The following is a 16,480-nucleotide window of genomic DNA, read 5'->3' as shown; positions in this document are numbered from 1 at the left end:
GATGCGTGGCGACACCGGCCACGGTGCCGAGAGCCTGGTCATTGCGGTTGCGGACGACATCGCCGATGGCGAGACGCACGGTCGTACTCCTTCCAGATAGGGGATCGGGCCACCCGGCTCCTGTCGTCCGCCGCCGGCCCGCGTGAAGACGAGTGGTCATGACCCCCTGCGCGACCGGCGCCGATTCGACGCGGGCCGCGCAGGGATCAAAAGCACTCGCTCGTTCGCGCACTCTGTGGAGTTCTCAAGGCGCAGGTGCTTCTGGAGCACCGCGTCACCGGCTCTCCAGGCACAGCAGGCCAGTCTCTCCAAGACATCCTGTCTTCAGGTCTTCGTGAAGACTCGCCTGCTATGACTATGTGTCAGCTTATGGCGACTCGTCAAGACCTCTTGAGGAGTGGATCGTGGATGTTGGGCCGAACGGGTGAGGCGATGGGCCCCCAGGGAGTCCGTTGTCTCCGTAGTCCGCGCACTCATGGGGGGAGGGAAGCCTCAAGCCGATGAACCGGCTATCCCGCCGACTGAGAGGGCATCAGTCCTGGGTCCTGGTTGCACGCAGGCGGGATCACCTTCGTGGCGCTCCGGGGAATGCGTCTGCGGACATTGGCGGTGACGGCGATCGCGTCGAGCTGCACGACCGTTGGCACTGCGACCTGCACACTTACAAAACTGCTACGACTGTGAAACCACTCTGGGCTGTCCCGAAAAGACCGACCCTGAAAGAGTTGGCAGTTGACCGGTGGGGAGGGGTCTGGATGTCGGGACGGATAGCGGTCCGGGTTGAGAAGCTGGCTCAGCACGCCGAGGACCTGGATACCCTGGTGGGGCGGTTACAGAAGCACCTGACGCAATTGGACGGTGCGGTGAGGCGGGTGACCGAGGGCTGGGAGGGCGAGGCGCAGGACGCGTTCAGTGCGTACTACCGGCAGTGGCGCACCGCCTCCGGTGATCTGCACAGCGCTCTGCGCGACCTGCACACGATCCTGACGACCGCTCACGGCAATTACACCGCGGCGCACACCGCCAACCTGCGCATGTGGGGGCGACGGTGAGCCGCCCCGCCGACGACGGGGGCAGCGACACCCCGCTGAATCTCTACCCGGAAGACCTCTACCTCGTCTCACTGAGATTCGCCGCCGGTCAGAGCACGCTCGACACGATCGCCACCACCTTGAACACGGCGCTGCAGAACATCTCCGGCATGGCCGGTGACGACAGCTACGGCCACGGGTTCGCCACCACCTACGACCCGGCGGCCAAGGCACTGTTCGGCGCGCTGTCCGCCGCCGACCGCGCCATCGGGCAAGCCGCCACCGGACTGACGACGACCGCGAACAACTACCTCAAGGCCGACCACCACTCCAATCCCAAGGCAGGGGCGACTCCGCCCGAGCAGTTCGAGCCACCGGTGGTCTACGCCGACATCTTCTACCCCGACCCGCCCTCGGCGGTCGGACCGGGACACTCATCCGTACCGCACGCCATCGCCAAATACTGGCCCAACGGCCACCAGGACAATCTGCGTACGGCCGCCACCGCGTTCCGTACCGCCTCGTCCGCGATCGATACCCTCGGCACCACCTTGCACGGGCATGTGCTGTCCATCACCGACAACAACTCCGGGGACTCGATCACGGCGATGGCCGACTTCTGGGCCAGGATCTGGAAGGACGACGCGGACGGCGGCAAGGCCCCGCTGTCCACCGCCAAGTACGCCTGCGACCAGCTCGCCAAAGCCTGCGACGCCTTCGCCCAGGCCATCGACACCGCCCACAGCCAGGTCGAGCAGAAGCTCGGTGAAGCGGGCATTGCCATCGGCTTCACCACCGCACTCGGCTTCGCTCTCACCGTATTCACCTTCGGCGGCTCCGACGCCGCCGCGGGCGCCCTGGACGCAGGCGAGGCTGCGGCCATCCTCGGTGAGGTCGAGGTCGCCCTCGACGAGGCCGTGAGCACCATCAGTACGGAGATGATCGCCGACCTGGAGGTCTACCTCCAGGATGCCGCCGACAGCGCACCCGAACTCGAAACCGTCGACGCCGAAACCACCGAGGTCAGCCAGACCCTCGAACGCGAACTCGCCGACACCGAGGCCCGTACACCGGCGAGAACGGGCGGACGGGGAGGAGGGCGAGGAGGGGCAGGCGGTGGCGACGGCCCCACGTACGATGGTCCGCTGCAGAAAGTCAACAAGCCGGACCCCGCGGCCGATGCTCTGGCCGAGCGAATAGGCGGCGAATCGCGGGTTCGATTCGAGAGCGACGGCAGAGAGTTCGATGCCATCAGCGATGAATATGTGGCCCAATCCAAACCCGCAGGGTTCCGGATGGGGAGTGCCTTCCGCAACCAGGCGAAGGCGACGTTCGAGGCCGCACTTCAAACGGGCCGTACGCCCTACTTCCACTTCGACGGACCTCCCGACCCCGATGTGATATCCAAGCTGCTGGAGTACGGGCAGCGCTATGGTATCGAGCCGGTGATCGACACTACACCCCTGGGATAGACGGCATGTACGAATTTCATGGATGGTTCGGAATCGCGGAATCTCCCGAAGAATCGGACTCGGGGAGTCTCGCGCAAGGAGTGGTTTCGCTCCGCGAGCAAGTAGAGGGCATCCGATGGGCGACCGGCAGCGTGGAGTTGCAGAGTCATAATGGTGAGTATTTTGTGACCGTCAATGGCCTCATGAACAGGCGAAGGGACGAAGCGGACGAGCTGAATTCCCTGGTCCAGTACATCGCTGCCAGATTTCCAGGGTCCTGGGGCGTTCTCTACGAACGCTCGGACGACTTCGACGAGCCACCGGGCCCGGGCGCCTTTCGCGTACGCTTCATGGCCAGAGGCGAAGTGCATACCCGGCTCGATCCGTTCCTCTCGCCGTGCCGACCGGTAATTGAGGACTAGCTGTTCTGCTCATGGAAGTTGGTGAAGCAGGTCTCGGTTGGGGCATGACATCAATCGCCAAGGCTGTCCTCACCCTAAAGTGGCAACGCTGAGGCAGCCCACTGTTAGCATGCGGGTGCATGCTCTCGGTGGGTGCGGAGGTGTGGCGTGGTCGAGCTGGCCGAGATGATCCACCAGTTGCGGTCCGAGTTGGCCAGGGCGATGGCGGACGGCGAGAACGAGGAACTGCGGTTCGTACTCGGGCCGATCGAGCTGGAGCTCTCCGTCAGCGTGCAGCGGGAAGTGGCCGGCAGCGGCAAGGTGAAGTTCTGGGTGGCCGAGCTGGGGACCGACACCAGGCGGGACGACATCGCCACGCAGACCTTGCGGCTCACGCTGGAAGCCCGCCGTGGAGCGCTGGATCCAACCGTGGTGACCATCGCGGGGGACAGCGTGCCCGAGGAGCGGTGACCCGATGGTGGCCGGGCTGGAGGCGCAGCGCGCCGCCGAGGTCGTCGTCACCCTGCCTCAGGGGAGGCAGCGCCGGGGGTCGGGCTATCTCGTGGCGAGCGGCCTGGTCCTGACCGCAGCGCACGTGGTCCGCGGTGCCGACACCATACGTGTGCGTTTCGAGGCCGACCGGCCGGGCGAGTGGAGCTCCGACGCCAGGGTGGAGTGGTGCGGGGCGAAGCGGGCCGATGTCGCTCTCCTGGCCCTGACGTCGGAGTCCGGGCCGTTCCGGCAGCCGGTCGACACGGCCCTTTTCGGCACGGTGGGCGAGAGGGACGCCGTACTGCGGTGCAGTGCGCTCGGCTTCCCGCTCTTCAAGATGCGGGTGGACCCCGACGACGGCTCGCGCGCCCGCGACATGTGCCACGCATGGGGGCACATCCCCGTTCTCTCCAACCGCCGTACCGGCACCCTGGAGTTCCGGGTGGAGGCACCCGACCGCGATCCCGATCCGCAGCGCTCGCCCTGGCAGGGCATGTCTGGCGCGGCGGTGTGGGCCGGCGAGCGGATCATCGGGGTCGTCGTCGAGCACCATCGCGCGGAGGGGCTGGGGTCGCTCACCGTCAGCCGGACCGACAGCTGGGCCGGGCAGGGCCACGACCCCGAAACCGGGCTCTTACGGCGATTGGGCCTGGACAGGCCGCTGCCGGACGTCGTGCCGCCGAGTGGAGTCGGCCGCGTGGCCGAGGGGTATCTCGCGCAGAGCCGCTCCATCGCCCCGCTGAAGCTGCTGGACCGTGCCCTGGAGGTCGGCGAACTGGTGCGGTTCTGCGCGGGACCCGGCGGATACCAGTGGTGGCAGGCTCCCCCCTGGCACGGGAAGACCGCGCTCGCTGCCTGGTTCGCCGCGCACCCGCCCGCCGGGACCGTCGTCGCCGCCTTCTTCGTCACGCGGCGCCAGGCGGACCAGTGTGACAGCGACGCCTTCGCACGGGCCATGGCCGAACAACTGGCCGCGGTGGCGGGGGAGTCGCCGGTATGGGGGAGCGGTACGGCGGGGGCGTACGCGCGCGAATGGCAGCGGCTGCTGCCTGCCGCCGCGAACGCCTTGCGCGCCGGCGGGCGGCGTCTGTTGATCGTCGTCGACGGACTCGACGAGGACGAATCGGTCAAAGCCCCGTCCCCGCTGCCCAGCATCGCGTCACTGCTCCCGCGGCATCTGCCCGAGGGCGTCTCGGTCCTGGTCACCAGCCGGCCCGAGCCGGGACTGCCGGTCGACCTGCCGGGCGACCATCCGCTGCGTTCCTGCGAGCCGCGCGCCCTCACCGCGTCCCCGCACGCCAGGCAGTTGCGCTTCGAGGCCGAGTACGAACTCGGACGCCTCCTCGCCGAGGGGACCCTCGCGCGGGAGGTCATCGGGCTGCTCGCCGCCTCAGGCGCCGGGCTGAGCCGTGAGGAACTCGCCGAGCTGACAGGTACGCCCGTCCACCGGCTGACGGAGCTGATCCGGACCGTGCTGGGACGCAGCCTGTCGGTGCGCCGGTCGCCCGTCTTCGTGGACGGGCTGTCCGCGCCGCGCGGCGTCCACGTTTTCGCCCATGACACTCTCCGGTCGGCTGCCGTCCGGCTGCTCGGGGACGAGGTGGCCCTGCACCGGAAGCGGATCCACCAATGGGCCGCAACCTACCGCGAGCAGGGCTGGCCGCAGGACACCCCGCACTACCTGCTGAGCGGGTACGGGCCCATGGTGCTTGCCTCCCGGGACCCGCAGCGGATCACCGCGGTCATCGCGGATCCCGCACGGCACGACCGGCTGGCAACCCGAGTTCTGGGGGACGGCCCGGCGCTCGCGGAGATCCGGGCCGCCCGCCGGGCGTTGCGGGACAGTGGCCCCGAGGTTCCGCTCGACGCCATGGTGCGCCTGGCCGTCGCGCACGATCGGCTACTGGCCCGTTCATGGGACGTGGACTTCGCGGACCTGGCGTTGCTACGGGCCAGGCTGCGCCAGGATGACCGCGCGCAGGCGCTCCTTGCGGCGCGGCCGGACGGATGGGACAAGCTGTACGCCCTGGCCCGTCTGGCGGAGAGCCTTCTCGGCCGGGACCCGCAGCGTGCGCTCGACCTGGCGCTTGCAGCGGCACGCCTGCTGGCCGACCTGCTGGCCGAAGAACCCTCGTCGAACCGGGCGGTCGCTGCCGAAGCGGCATGTCAGGTCGGCTGCACTCTGCTGGCCCTCAAAGCGCCGGAAGCGCCGGCCGCTCTGCATACGGCACTCGACCTGGTGGCCAAGTGGTCCGCCACACGCAACCCCGGTGGTCCGCCAACCGGAGACCCCGCCTGGCACCGTCGGCTGCTCGCCGAGGTGGCCCAGGCCTTCGGCTCGGCCGGGGACCTGGGCGGCATCCGTGCCGCCTGGTCCGCCGCACGCCAGGCCACCGGTGCGGGCGAGGCCGCTCTGCTGCCGGCCGTCACCGCTCTGATCCGGCACGGACACCGCGCTGCACTGGATCGGCTGCGCAGCGAATCGGCGGGCACCCCCGCCGACTGTGCCGAGGTACGCGCGGTCGTGCCGCCTGCGCTGATCGCCACCGGCTCGGGCGCGGAGGCGTGGCAGGCGCTGGCGGAGGTGCCCCCGGGGCACGAGGACGCGGTGCTGGCTTCGATGCGTGACGCCTTCGTCAGGGCCGGGGACATGGACCAGGCGCTGCGGGCGGCCCGGGCCGTCGCCGACCCTGCCCGCCGCCGGCTGGCGCTGCTGGCCCAGGCGAAGGACATGCCCAGCGCCGGTCAGGGGTTGTCCCTGATCGAGGAAGCCTGTCCGCACGACGGCGTCACGTCGCAGTGGGCCTGCGGCGGTACCTGCGCACCTTGGCGGGTCCGGGCGCTGGGCGCCCTGGGCCGCTGGGAGGAGGCCCTGGCCCTGGCGTCCCTTCCGTACGACCGCTCCTCGCGCGCGGAGGTACGGCGTCAGATCCTCACGGTCCTGGCGCAAGCCGGCCGCTGGCAGGAGGCCGAGCGGTTACTGGCGGACTACCGGGCCCAGGACCCTCCTGGGGACTGGGTCCGCGCCGCGGTGACCCTGGTGTACACAGGAGCCCGCAAAGGCGAGCCGCGAGCTGCCCCGCTGGCGCACGAACTGCTGACGACGCTCCCCGGGACGCTCTCCGAAGAAGACGAGCAGTGCCTGCACGCGGTGGTGCCGGCGGCGCTCGCCCGGGCCGGCCGCTGGCGCGAACTGGCGGCCTACTGGTCGAGCGGCAATACGCTGCCCGCCGCCGCTCGCAGCTGGCCCTGGGTGGCTTTTCAGGGCGGAAGCGCGGCCCTGACAGCCGAGGAAGTCGCCGGGGTGCTGGCCCGGCAACCGGACCGGGTCGCCGAAGCGGTCGGCCTCCTGTCCCCGGTCTTCGGCAACGACGCCTGGCGTCACGCCCTGGCATCCGCCTGTGCCGGACTCGGACAATGGCGGACCGCCGCGAACCTCGCGCGACGTATCGACGCACCGCAGTACCGCTCTTCCGCGCTCACCCGCGTGGCGGCCGCGATCGCCGACCGGGAGGCGCAGCACGCGGCTGCTTTGGCGGACGAAGCCGAACGGACGGCCTCCGGAGCGACCGCGCGGACCGGCCGGTTCAGCCCGGCATCCGGTCCACGCGTGCTGATGGCCTTCGCCGAGGCGTTGCTCGCCTCCCGGCCGGCGGAAGCGGCGGAGGCCGCCCGGGCGGCGACCCGGCTGAACGCGCCTGAGGACGGTCGCCCGCCCGCCGATGATCTCCGGGATCGTGCCGCCGTCGTCCTGGCACATGCCGGTGAGACCCAGGCCGCCCGGTCCGCCCTGGAATCCGTCCGTGACCCCGAGCGGATCCGACGGATCAAGGTGGCCCTTGTCACCGGGGCGGTGGCGGCCGGGCGCCCGGAGGAAGCCCGGCGACTCGTCACCGGCATGCTCTCGGCAGCCGAGGACGCCGACGTGATCCCCGAATGCGTGGCGGTCCTGGCGGCAGCCGGGCATGACGACCAGGACCGGGCGCGGGAACTGCGCGAAGCGGCTGCGGAGTGGGCCGTGCGTCACACGCCCTCCGGCATACGACGGGCGGAGTCGCTGGCCGCGGTGTTGGAGCACTGCCGGGTTCCCGACCGTACGACGGCCAAGGCAGCGGAAACGCTGACGCAGGCACTGGACGAGGCGCACACGTACCACGCACCGGCGACCGCGCTCCCCGTGTGGGCACGCGCAGCCAGGGCCCTGGACGTCCTCGACCGCGAAGCGGCCGCGCACTGCGCCCAAGGAGCTCTTGAGGCCGCAGCCGCGCTCGCACCGAGAACGCTCGGTACGGCTCCGGCCTCCGCTGTCGCGACCGCCGCTGCGGTGCTCTGCCGGGCGGAGGGGCTCGGCCGGGTCGTACGAGCTGTGGAGAGCCTGTCCCCCGACACACCGGACGTCGTGCGCTTGGTCCTTCTGTCAGGAGTGGCAGCCGGGGCGGTGGCCACCGCCCCGGACTGGGCGGTGTGCCGAGCCGAGGAGGCGGCGCAGCTTCTCTCCGCATACTGGCACACCCAGGACAGCCACCGGGCGCTCACGGACTTCGCCCTCGGGGAAGCCGTCCTCGATGCTGCGATCGCGACCACGCGTGCGCTGGCGGCCGCCGGCGAACAGTCCGCCGCCCGGGAGGTCCTGGAGCAGGTGCCGAGCGCAGGCCGGCAGGAAACCGCCTGGGCGCGCACCGCCCGGGCGCTGGCGGCCGACGCCGACCAGCCCGATGCCGACCCCGTCACGCGGGAGGCCGCGCGCTGGACCTTGGTGCGGGCTCTGGCGGGCGGCCGGTGGATGGATGTGCTCTGTCAGGTCGCGACGCGCGATCCTGGCGGGCTTCTGGAGGGCTACGCCTTTGCGCGCGCCTTCCTCATTCCGTCGGTGATCCCCGAAGGCGATACCGATAGGGACTTCGGGACCGTCCACCGGAATGTGATGTTTCGGCCCGGGGAGCCCCTCAGCCGGTGGGACCGTCCCGCTCCGTGAGCAAAGTGCCGTCCGGCCCGTACACGAAGATGTGCACTCGCCAGCCGGAATACTCAGCCTTGTTCATGGCGATGGTGTCGGTCCACTCCGTGGGGTCGTAAGGCAGCAGCCCGGTCGTCTTTTTCCCGCTGTAGCCGGTGTCCGTACCCCCCTGGCCACTTCCGTCGGGATAGTAGGAGACCCACTTGACCGTGCAGTCCTGGCCTTGGAGCCCGGTGAAGGACACGACGACCTTCTCGTCCCAGTACGAGGTATTGCCTCGGTCGGTACCGATCGAGGTGATGCTGTCGACATGAGCGGACACGGCAGGTGTGGACGGTGTCTCTTCCTCTGTGTCCTGAGTCGTTGTCTCGGCCACTGTCGGAGTGGGCTGGGGAGTGTGGGCGCTGCACCCGTGCACCTGGTAGATGAGAGCGGTCAGGACGGACACCACCCCGGTCCCCATGACGTAGCTCCAGGCGCTGTTCCCGCCGCCGCTTCCCCCATTGCCCCCGGCATTCCCTGGGTGGTTCGCCATCGGTGTATCCCTCCCCCGACCACAGCGCACCGCTCGACCAATCTATCGCTTCAACGGCACAACTCGTCGAAGTCCGGAGCGGGTTCCGTGGGTCCCGACTCCTTTTCGCCGGGGCAATTTTGCATCCCTCCGGATGTAGCTCCTGCCTGCCGTTCCGCTCGTCGGCCCTGAGCTGGTCCTCGACGCCGTCGCAGCACACGGGTGGTTCTACGACATCGACCTGCCCCAGGCGGCAGCGACGGATCAGACGTTCACCTCGCAGATCAGCCTCGGCGAGGTCCCGCCCCTCTTCAGGACGTCGACCCGCGCGCCCTGGCCGTCGAGGCCGACGAGGCGGGATCGGCAGGATGGCAGGTGTGGGCCCAGCCCACACTTGGTGCACCGTGCCTGTGGGCGGCCTCCTTCGCCGCCGGCGTCCCGCAAGATCGCGTCGCAGCCTTCGCCGCCTACATCAGCTCGACCGCACCGGTCCTGCGCCGGGTGTTGTCCGAGGCCACCCGAGAGCGCCTCCTGCGCGCCCCGGCCGGCTAGCGCTACACCGGGCGCTCCGCCAGGCACCGCCGTCAAAGCGAATACCAGAGGCAATCGGGCAGCCCACCGGGAGGCGCTTCCAGCTCTGAGCCAAGATCCCATTACGTGCGGTGACCTCGCCTTGTGGTCTTGGTCACGCGAATCTTCTACTGTCTTGAGCCCGACCGGCCAACGGAAAAGCCAGGAGACTCGTTGTCCTCTTCATCGCCCTCTCCGGGTAGCGGCCCGAACCCAACCCCCGACTCGGGTTCCGCACCAGCGCCGTTACCCCGGCGGCGATCGCGCCTGCGCCGGGCGCGGGAGTGGTTCGGCGGCCTGACCGAGGCCAGCAAGGTCGCTCTCGTCGCAGCTGTCATTACGACCGTCGGTGGAGGGATGTTCGGCGTGGTCAGTGCTGCCACTACCGCGTTGGGCGGCGGCGGGGGCGACCCGGTCAGCAACGCAGCGCCGCAGACGTCGGCTCCTGCCCCTACAACTTCCAAGCCCGACAGACCTGATGGACAACCGGACACCAGCGTTCCCGCCCAAACCCCCATGTGCAAGACCGCCCTTGACGACACGAACGCCTGGTACCTGACCTGCACTGGCACGGCAGGGATCAAGTTGTACAGACACCGCAACACCGACGACGTCGTCGGCAAACTCCCCGATGCCCCCAGCACGTTCATCTGCTGGGGGAAGGACTACGACAACAAGATCTGGTACTGGGCGTACAACGATCACTATTGGGGCAACGTTCGAGCGGCGGATCTGACCACTCGCCTCCCGCCCTTCCCCAACCTGCGCGAGTGCTAGCCGAGCGGGATACCGACACCCGAATGATCACGGACGCGCTGGGCCATAGCTCGATCCGGGTGATCATGGACAACGCTCGTCACCGCCCTGGAGAAAGCCGCCGCGGAGGAGGAGAAGGCCAGGTCCAAGGGGGCGGCCTCGAAGGACAAAGAGGGCAGGAGACCGAAAGCGATCCCACGCGGGAAGAACGCCGACGCGTCCGGCGTCGGCGGAACTCCGGCTGAAGGCCGCCCTCCTCGGACGCTCCAGGGGCGGGCAGACCAGCAAGGTCCACCTCGCCGCCGACCGCAAGTGTCGCCCGCTGGCGTTCATCCTGACCGCGGGCCAGGCAGCGGACAGCCCACAGTTCATCCGCGTCCTGGCGAAGGTGCGGGTGCGCGGGCCCGTCGGCCGCCCCGCACCCGACCTGACGCAGTCACCGGAGACAAGGCCTACTCGCCTCGCGGCAACCGTGTCCACCTGCACAAACGCCGTACCAAGGCGGTCATCTCGGAGAAAAAAGGACCAAGCCGCCAAATCGCAAGAAGAAGGGCAGCGGAGGCCGCCCGTCAGTCACGGCACCGAGCGGTTACAAGGAGCGGAAGACCGTCGAGCGGGCGATCAACAGGGTGTGATCTGGATCAAGGACCTCACACGAGCGGCCTCTTGATCACAACCGAATACGCTCCCTAGTGCCCGTGGTCGCTGGCCAGTCGCAGACCGCCGACCGTCACCCGATCGGTGGCCACGTCGAAGAAGCTCATTGAGATGTTCCGGTGCCGGATTCCGTACCGGTAGCGGTTCGCGGGGAACGACTGATGAGACGAGTTCCAGCTTCCTGGCCGCTATGGCCTGCCGTTTTCGTCGATCGGCCCCCTCCTACCCTCCGCGAGGCGGATGATGAAGGCGCGCAGGTCGCGGATGTTGTGGGTGTAGGGGTGGGTCTCGCCGTACGTGGTCGTGATGTGCGTCTCTAAGGCTTCGGCGAGGTCGGCGGCCTCGATGAAGTGGCGCGTGTTGATCGCCTTGTTGATGGCTTGGATCTCCGGGAGCAGGTCCGGGGGAATGTCGGCCGGCGGCTGGGGCTGGGGTGGGTGGCGCGGGGGTGGTGGGGCGGTGGGTGGGAGTTGCCAGAAGGATGGGGTGACGGTGCCCCAAGGGTGGAAGTACGGATCGGTGGGCATGGGGCTGGCTCCCTTCATTGGGGGACGACGCGGCGGATCGCGACGACGCGGTTTTCGGGGGAAGAGGCGTTGCGGACCGCCTCGTACGGGGTCAGGCGGATGGGGGTGCCCGTGTGCGGCGCTTCGATCAGGAGGCCGTTGCCGATGTAGAGGGCGACGTGGCCCGGGGTCGTCGGGGTGCCGTTGGTGCCTGGGGTGAAGAGCAGGTCGCCGGGGAGGGGGGTGTCGGCGGTGACGGCTTGGCCTACTCGGACCTGGGCGTAGCTGGTGCGGGGAAGGGTGATGCCGGCTGCACGGTAAGCCTGTTGGACGAGGCTGGAGCAGTCGCACCAGCGGGTCGGGTCCGTGCCGTGGGCGTCGGTGCAGGTGCCGCCTTCGCGGTACGGGGCGTCGCGTTGACGTAGAGCCCACTCGATCGCGGCACGGACCGGGGGCGGGGTTGACCCCGGGAGGGTGAAGTCCGCGGGCAAGGCGACCTCGGAGTCGGCGGGGGCGGCGACGCCCGCGTACCTGTGGGCGGCCGCCATGATGCTGTGGACGTAGTGGCACGTCTGGCCACCCGCGAAGGACTCGGGCGGCACGCCCTCGTACTGCACGACCCGCGCCCAGCCCGCGTTGTAGCCGGCCAGGGCCTGCTCGATCGGCGGGTCGGGGTAGCCGCTGCGCTGGCCCTTGTGGAGCAGGGCGCACATCAGGCGGCCCTGGGCGGTGATGGCGTCGGCGGGGTCGAACGGGGAGGCGATGCCGTCACCGTCGGCGTCCGATGCCCAAGCCGTCCACGTACCGGGCATGAACTGGGCGAGGCCTTCCGCGCCCGCGTCGCTGACGGCGTTGGGCTGGAAGCCGGATTCCTGGTGGAGTTGGGCGGCCAGTACGGGCGCGGGCAGGCCGGGGCAGGCGCCCGCTCCCTCTCGATCCACAGCGCGTACGGGGCCGGGACGCTGCCCGGCCTGAGGCTGTCGCCGAGAGGGCCGGTGGCGGGGTCGGTCGAGGCGGCGGCGTTGTCCGTCGTCGCCTCCACGGCGACCCCCACCAGGAGGGCGAAGAGCACCCCGAGGGCCGCGCTCGCGCCGGTCAGGGCCTTGCTCGGCATAGGTCGTCCCCCGGTGTTGGTCGGCGAGCAGTCCACGATATTCGCATCTGTAAATAAGATCTTCGGGTGGCGGCTGCGCGGCGACGTGGTGTGATCACCCGTTCACTCGTAAGAGTCATGTGAGGTCAAGTGCGCGACGAGCCATGCTAGTTTGGGCCGCCCCTCCCTTGGGTCAACGAAAGGCCGTGACGCGAGGGTTCCCCATCCAGTACACATGGAAGCCGTTAGATTTGCTATAGCAAACATTCGCGCGTGTTGGGGAGGCGAGACGGTGACCGCGCAGCAGCCCTACGGCACCCCGCTCGGCGCGCAGGCCCGCGTCCTCATGCCCGTCATGGGAGCGACCGGCGGTTCAGGCCGCTCCACCGTCGCGGGTCTGCTCGCCTGCGGACTTGCCGCGAGCGCGGCCGTCGGTGGCACCGTCGTACTCGACACCGCCGCCCGGCTCGCCTCGCCCTGGCCGCAGTGGGCCACCCGCCGAGGTGCCGGACTCGCCGCCCTCCCGCCCGACCAGCCCCTCACCCCCGCCGCCATCCGCGCGGCTGTTTCCCAGTGCGCCGGCCCCGGCGCCACGACCTGGGAGCTGCTGACCGACCTCCAGCCGTGGCAGTCCGGACCTCTCGGCCTCCCCACCGCGCCTGAGGCCTGGCACCAGTTGGCCGCGCTCGGCGGCTGGCAGGCAGTCGTCGCCGACACCGACCACCCCCTCGCGCACGACATCGTTTCCGCCCGTTACGAGGGCTGGTCCGGCCTCACCGCCCGCTGGTGCCTCCTCCCGTACGCGATCCCCGTCCTCACCACCACGGCCTCGGGCGCGCACATTGCCGCCCTCCAGACCACCGTCATGGCGGCCGAGGCGGAGGGGCTGCCGCTGCACCGCGCCGTCCTCGCCGTCTCCTCCCCCGGGAACGGGCGCCCGTCGGCCACCGTCAAGGCCGCTCTGACCATGCTCGACCGCAAGCTCGGCGCCGTCGTCCGCGTCCCGTACGACCCCGGCATCCGCGCGTACGGCCTGCGCGAGGCGGCCCGCCTGCGGCCCGGAACCCTGCGGGCCGCCCGCGAACTCGCCGACGCCGTCCGCCGACTGGCCCGGGCGGCCTGGGGTGACACGCTTCCCGCCGCCTCCCGACCGGCGTTCCTCCCACAGGAAGGATCCGACGCTCGTGTCCGCGACACTCCTCGCGTGGCAACTGCTCGCTGACGCCACGGCGAAGCCCGACGTCACGCCCTCCGACGGCAGCGACCCGCTCCAGCCGCGCCCGGCGCAGAACCTGCCCGGCAAGCTCGGCGCGGCGACCGACATTCTGATCGGCTGGTCGATCACCGCGGCCCTCATCGCCTGCATGCTCGGCTTCATCCTCGGCTGGGCCCTGGTCGGCGTCGGCAACAACTCCGAGCGCCCCGAGATGGCCGCGCGCGGCAAACGCTCGGTGATGTGGTCCTGCGTGGCGGCCATGGGCGTCGGCATGGTCTTCGCGCTGCTCAAGGCCTTCTACGGGCTGGGGTCGTGAGATGGCGCCGACCGACGAGTACGAGCAGCGCCGGCGTACGGCCAGGCGCCGGCTGGTGGCCGCCGGGGCCGGCATGACGGCGGTCGCGGCGGCGGCCATCACGCTGCTGTCCGTCACGTCCGACGGCCACAGCGACCGCCCCGACGCTCGCGGCGCCACCGCCCGTACGACCACCCCAACGACCATCCCGCCCGCGCCGAGCACCGGCGTCACCGTCCTTCCCAAGCCGAGGCGCGTCGTGCACGGCGTCCCCATGGGCTACCCGCACACCACCCTCGGCGCCGTCTCGTCGGCCGCCCACTATTACGAGGCCCTCGACCTCCTCGACCCCGCCGCCGCCCAGCAGCAGGCCGAGGTGATCGCCGAACCCGGCTTCGCCACCGCCATGGGGCTGCAGGCCAAAGCGGGCGCCGAACGCCTCCGCACCGCCTTCGGCCTGCCTCCCGACGGCACCTCCGACAACGCCGACTACTTCGCCCAGCAGGCCCGCGCCTTCCGGATAGTCACCGAATCGCCCGACCGCGTGGCGTTGTGGCTGCTCATGGACGACAGCACCTCGGACAAGGGGCTGCCGGACAGCAGGACGGGCGTCGTGGGCGCGGTGATGGTCTGGGCCGGCGGCGACTGGCGGATGGCGGTGCTCCAGCAGATGGGTACGGCTCCGCGGGCCGCGGAACCTGGCAGCGCGCAGGCCGCGCGGGAAGGATGGCAGGCCCTTGCGTACGAGAAGTAGCCTCGCCCGCCGCCTCCTGGTCCTCCTCGTCGCCTGCACTGCGGTGCTCCTGGCGGGGGTACGCGCCTCCGCTGCACCTTCGACTCTCGCGGACTGCGTCAAGGCCAAGGACATGGGTGCTGGGTGCGCCAAGCTATGGACGGACCAGAAGTGCGCGCAGTCCAAGGCGAGCCCCGGCGAGGGCGACCCTTGCGCCGACTACCAGCTCATGGCCGTCAAGCAGTGCCAGGCCCACACCGAGCTGTTCGACACCAACGCCGTCTGCCGGTGGTGGCAGAAGGGCGTCGACGGCGGCTGCAAGGTCAACAACGGCGTACTCGGCTCCGTCTGCAACGGCATCGAAGGCGCCGGCCACGCCGCCAAGAAGGCGTACGACGTGGCCAAGGACCCCGCCGGCGCCATCGCCTCGGCCGGGTTCGACGCCGTGGCCCGCAAGTTCGGGTCGGCGGCCACGGCCATCCTCGGGCAGCTCATGCCCGCCTTCCTCCACGTCAGCACGATCGATCTACGGCACGCCGGGATCAGCAGTACGTACAGCCTGACGTGGGCACTGTCGGCGACGGTCGCCGTGCTGCTCCTGCTCTGGCAGTTCACGAAACTGGCGCTCACCGGACAGGGCGCGGCCGCCGCGACGGCCATCACGGGCCTCGCCAAGTGGGCTCTGATCTGCATCGCCGCGCTCGCCGTGACGCAGACCGCGCTCACCGCGAGCGACGAGGTCAGCGACGCGATCATCAGCTCGTACTACGCCGACGGCAAGAAGGACTTCCAGCGCCGCATCAACAACGCCTTCGGGCACTTCTTCACCACGCCGCAGGAGAACACCGCGATGGTGTTCCTCTTCGCGGTGCTCGCGATCCTCGTCGTGCTGGTGCTGTGGGGCGAGATGCTGCTGCGGCAGGCGGCGCTCCAGGTCCTGCTGGTCGTCATGCCCGTGGTCACGGCCGGAAGCATGATGGACGGCACGAAGGAGTGGTGGCCGAAGGCTCGCAACGCCGTCGTGTCGCTCGTCCTCGTCAAGCCCGTGGTCGTGCTGATCTTCGTGATCGGATTCCGGGAGACCGGGCAGTCGGCGGACCTGCGGCCGTTCCTGGTCGGGCTGCTGACGATCCTGCTCGGGGCGCTGGCGTGGCCCTCGCTGGCGAAGTTCATGACGTTCACCTCGGTGGGTTCCGGTGGCGGGCTGGCGTCCGGGCTGCTGGGGGCGGCGGGCGGTACGGCCGGGTCGATGTTCATGTTCGGGGGACGGACCGGTGGCGGAGTGCCGTCGGGCGCCGGGGCGATCGGCGGCGGGCAGGCATTCACCAAGGCCGTGGAGGCGGAGAACGACGCCTGGGCCCGGGGCGCCGCCCGTACGCCGGGTGCCGGGAGGGCCGCCAGTTCGGCCTCCGGGATGCTGGCCGCCGTCGCGGCGGTCGCCCAAGCGGCCAAGGCGGGCAAGGAGATGGCCGAGGGCGGCATGGAGGCGATGGCCGCGCACGCCGACCTCGGTACCGGCAAGGACATGGGCGGTCAGGTCACCGTTCCGGCGGCCCGCCGCCCGGCCCCCACCAAGGCCGCGAGGCCGACGCCGCCCCGCCCCGACGTACCGCCTCCCCCACCACTGTCCGTTCCCCCCGCGCAGACCGCGATCACCGGGACCTCGCCCCACGACCAGCTCACGCCAGGCGCACAGCCGCCCGCGATCCCCCCGGCTCCGCCGACCCCCCAGCTTCCGCCCGCGCCGGTCCGCCCGCCGGCCTCGCCGCCCACCCAGGCCAGCGACACCCAAGGAGGCGAGCCCTGAC

13 protein-coding genes and 2 pseudogenes are annotated in these 16,480 nt (G+C 70.3%); 12 read left to right on the top strand and 3 right to left on the bottom strand.

Annotated features, from left to right (window positions below; translation table 11 throughout):
• The first annotated feature begins 755 nt into the window (after positions 1-755).
• The 5 genes from K7G61_RS02690 (at position 756) to K7G61_RS02670 (ending at position 8,350) form a co-directional block, all read left to right on the top strand.
• Positions 756-1,052, top strand: a complete 297-nt coding sequence (locus tag K7G61_RS02690) for a WXG100 family type VII secretion target (protein ID WP_225844939.1) — start codon at positions 756-758, stop codon at positions 1,050-1,052.
• Positions 1,049-2,503 (top strand): restriction endonuclease fold toxin, encoded by a 1,455-nt coding sequence (locus tag K7G61_RS36835; protein ID WP_225844938.1) that lies wholly within the window; start codon positions 1,049-1,051, stop codon positions 2,501-2,503. Before K7G61_RS02690 ends, K7G61_RS36835 begins: the two co-directional genes overlap by 4 nt.
• Before the next feature lie 5 nt (positions 2,504-2,508).
• Complete coding sequence (locus tag K7G61_RS02680) at positions 2,509-2,904, top strand: Imm7 family immunity protein (RefSeq protein WP_225844937.1); 396 nt, start codon at positions 2,509-2,511, stop codon at positions 2,902-2,904.
• 147 nt (positions 2,905-3,051) lie between these two features.
• Positions 3,052-3,354 carry a trypco2 family protein gene (locus K7G61_RS02675; protein ID WP_225844936.1) on the top strand — a complete coding sequence of 101 codons (303 nt, stop codon included), beginning with the start codon at positions 3,052-3,054 and terminating at the stop codon, positions 3,352-3,354.
• Positions 3,355-3,358: 4 nt separating this feature from the next.
• Positions 3,359-8,350, top strand: coding sequence for a trypsin-like peptidase domain-containing protein (locus tag K7G61_RS02670; protein ID WP_225844935.1), 4,992 nt, complete (start codon positions 3,359-3,361; stop codon positions 8,348-8,350).
• Here the strand turns inward: K7G61_RS02670 and K7G61_RS02665 are convergent.
• Positions 8,322-8,867, bottom strand: a complete 546-nt coding sequence (locus K7G61_RS02665; protein ID WP_225844934.1) for a hypothetical protein — start codon at positions 8,865-8,867, stop codon at positions 8,322-8,324. The two genes, K7G61_RS02670 and K7G61_RS02665, sit on opposite strands and share 29 nt — an antisense overlap.
• A 145-nt stretch (positions 8,868-9,012) precedes the next feature.
• Here K7G61_RS02665 and K7G61_RS02660 point away from each other — a divergent pair.
• From K7G61_RS02660 to K7G61_RS02650, 3 genes and pseudogenes are all read left to right on the top strand, one after another.
• Positions 9,013-9,398: pseudogene (locus K7G61_RS02660) on the top strand (DUF317 domain-containing protein); the annotation flags it as partial.
• Between the two features lie 603 nt (positions 9,399-10,001).
• The gene (locus K7G61_RS02655) at positions 10,002-10,193 is read left to right on the top strand and encodes a hypothetical protein (protein WP_225844933.1); all 192 of its coding nucleotides are present in this window, start codon (positions 10,002-10,004) and stop codon (positions 10,191-10,193) included.
• Between the two features lie 235 nt (positions 10,194-10,428).
• Positions 10,429-10,807: pseudogene (locus K7G61_RS02650) on the top strand (transposase); the annotation flags it as partial.
• 210 nt (positions 10,808-11,017) lie between these two features.
• Here the strand turns inward: K7G61_RS02650 and K7G61_RS02645 are convergent.
• Both K7G61_RS02645 and K7G61_RS02640 read right to left on the bottom strand, forming a co-directional pair.
• A complete protein-coding gene (locus K7G61_RS02645) occupies positions 11,018-11,356 on the bottom strand; it encodes a hypothetical protein (RefSeq protein ID WP_225844932.1) in 339 nt (112 codons plus the stop codon).
• A gap of 14 nt (positions 11,357-11,370) precedes the next feature.
• Positions 11,371-12,276 (bottom strand): NlpC/P60 family protein, encoded by a 906-nt coding sequence (locus K7G61_RS02640; protein WP_225844931.1) that lies wholly within the window; start codon positions 12,274-12,276, stop codon positions 11,371-11,373.
• A gap of 444 nt (positions 12,277-12,720) precedes the next feature.
• Between K7G61_RS02640 and K7G61_RS02635 the strand changes: the two genes are divergently transcribed.
• From K7G61_RS02635 to K7G61_RS02620, 4 genes are read left to right on the top strand one after another with little or no spacing between them, the layout of a single operon-like run.
• Positions 12,721-13,650: a hypothetical protein gene (locus K7G61_RS02635; protein ID WP_225844930.1), complete on the top strand. Its 930-nt coding sequence runs from the start codon at positions 12,721-12,723 to the stop codon at positions 13,648-13,650.
• The gene (locus K7G61_RS02630; protein WP_225844929.1) at positions 13,613-13,960 is read left to right on the top strand and encodes a hypothetical protein; all 348 of its coding nucleotides are present in this window, start codon (positions 13,613-13,615) and stop codon (positions 13,958-13,960) included. The genes K7G61_RS02635 and K7G61_RS02630 overlap by 38 nt, the downstream gene beginning before the upstream one ends.
• A gap of 1 nt (position 13,961) precedes the next feature.
• Positions 13,962-14,693 (top strand): hypothetical protein, encoded by a 732-nt coding sequence (locus tag K7G61_RS02625; RefSeq protein ID WP_225844928.1) that lies wholly within the window; start codon positions 13,962-13,964, stop codon positions 14,691-14,693.
• Positions 14,677-16,479, top strand: coding sequence for a hypothetical protein (locus tag K7G61_RS02620; protein WP_225844927.1), 1,803 nt, complete (start codon positions 14,677-14,679; stop codon positions 16,477-16,479). The genes K7G61_RS02625 and K7G61_RS02620 overlap by 17 nt, the downstream gene beginning before the upstream one ends.
• Position 16,480 lies beyond the last annotated feature (1 nt).

The sequence above is a fragment of the Streptomyces sp. HPF1205 genome (assembly GCF_020400825.1).
Taxonomy (GTDB): domain Bacteria; phylum Actinomycetota; class Actinomycetes; order Streptomycetales; family Streptomycetaceae; genus Actinacidiphila.
Note: the sequence above shows the minus strand (reverse complement) of the source record. Positions and strands in the feature narration are given on the sequence as shown.

Coding starts and splice junctions, on each gene's coding strand:
- K7G61_RS02690 (WP_225844939.1), top strand. CDS start 756: ATGTCGGGACGGATAGCGGTCCGGGTTGAGAAGCTGGCTCAGCACGCC.
- K7G61_RS02680 (WP_225844937.1), top strand. CDS start 2,509: ATGTACGAATTTCATGGATGGTTCGGAATCGCGGAATCTCCCGAAGAA.
- K7G61_RS02670 (WP_225844935.1), top strand. CDS start 3,359: ATGGTGGCCGGGCTGGAGGCGCAGCGCGCCGCCGAGGTCGTCGTCACC.
- K7G61_RS02665 (WP_225844934.1), bottom strand. CDS start 8,867: ATGGCGAACCACCCAGGGAATGCCGGGGGCAATGGGGGAAGCGGCGGC.
- K7G61_RS02645 (WP_225844932.1), bottom strand. CDS start 11,356: ATGCCCACCGATCCGTACTTCCACCCTTGGGGCACCGTCACCCCATCC.
- K7G61_RS02625 (WP_225844928.1), top strand. CDS start 13,962: ATGGCGCCGACCGACGAGTACGAGCAGCGCCGGCGTACGGCCAGGCGC.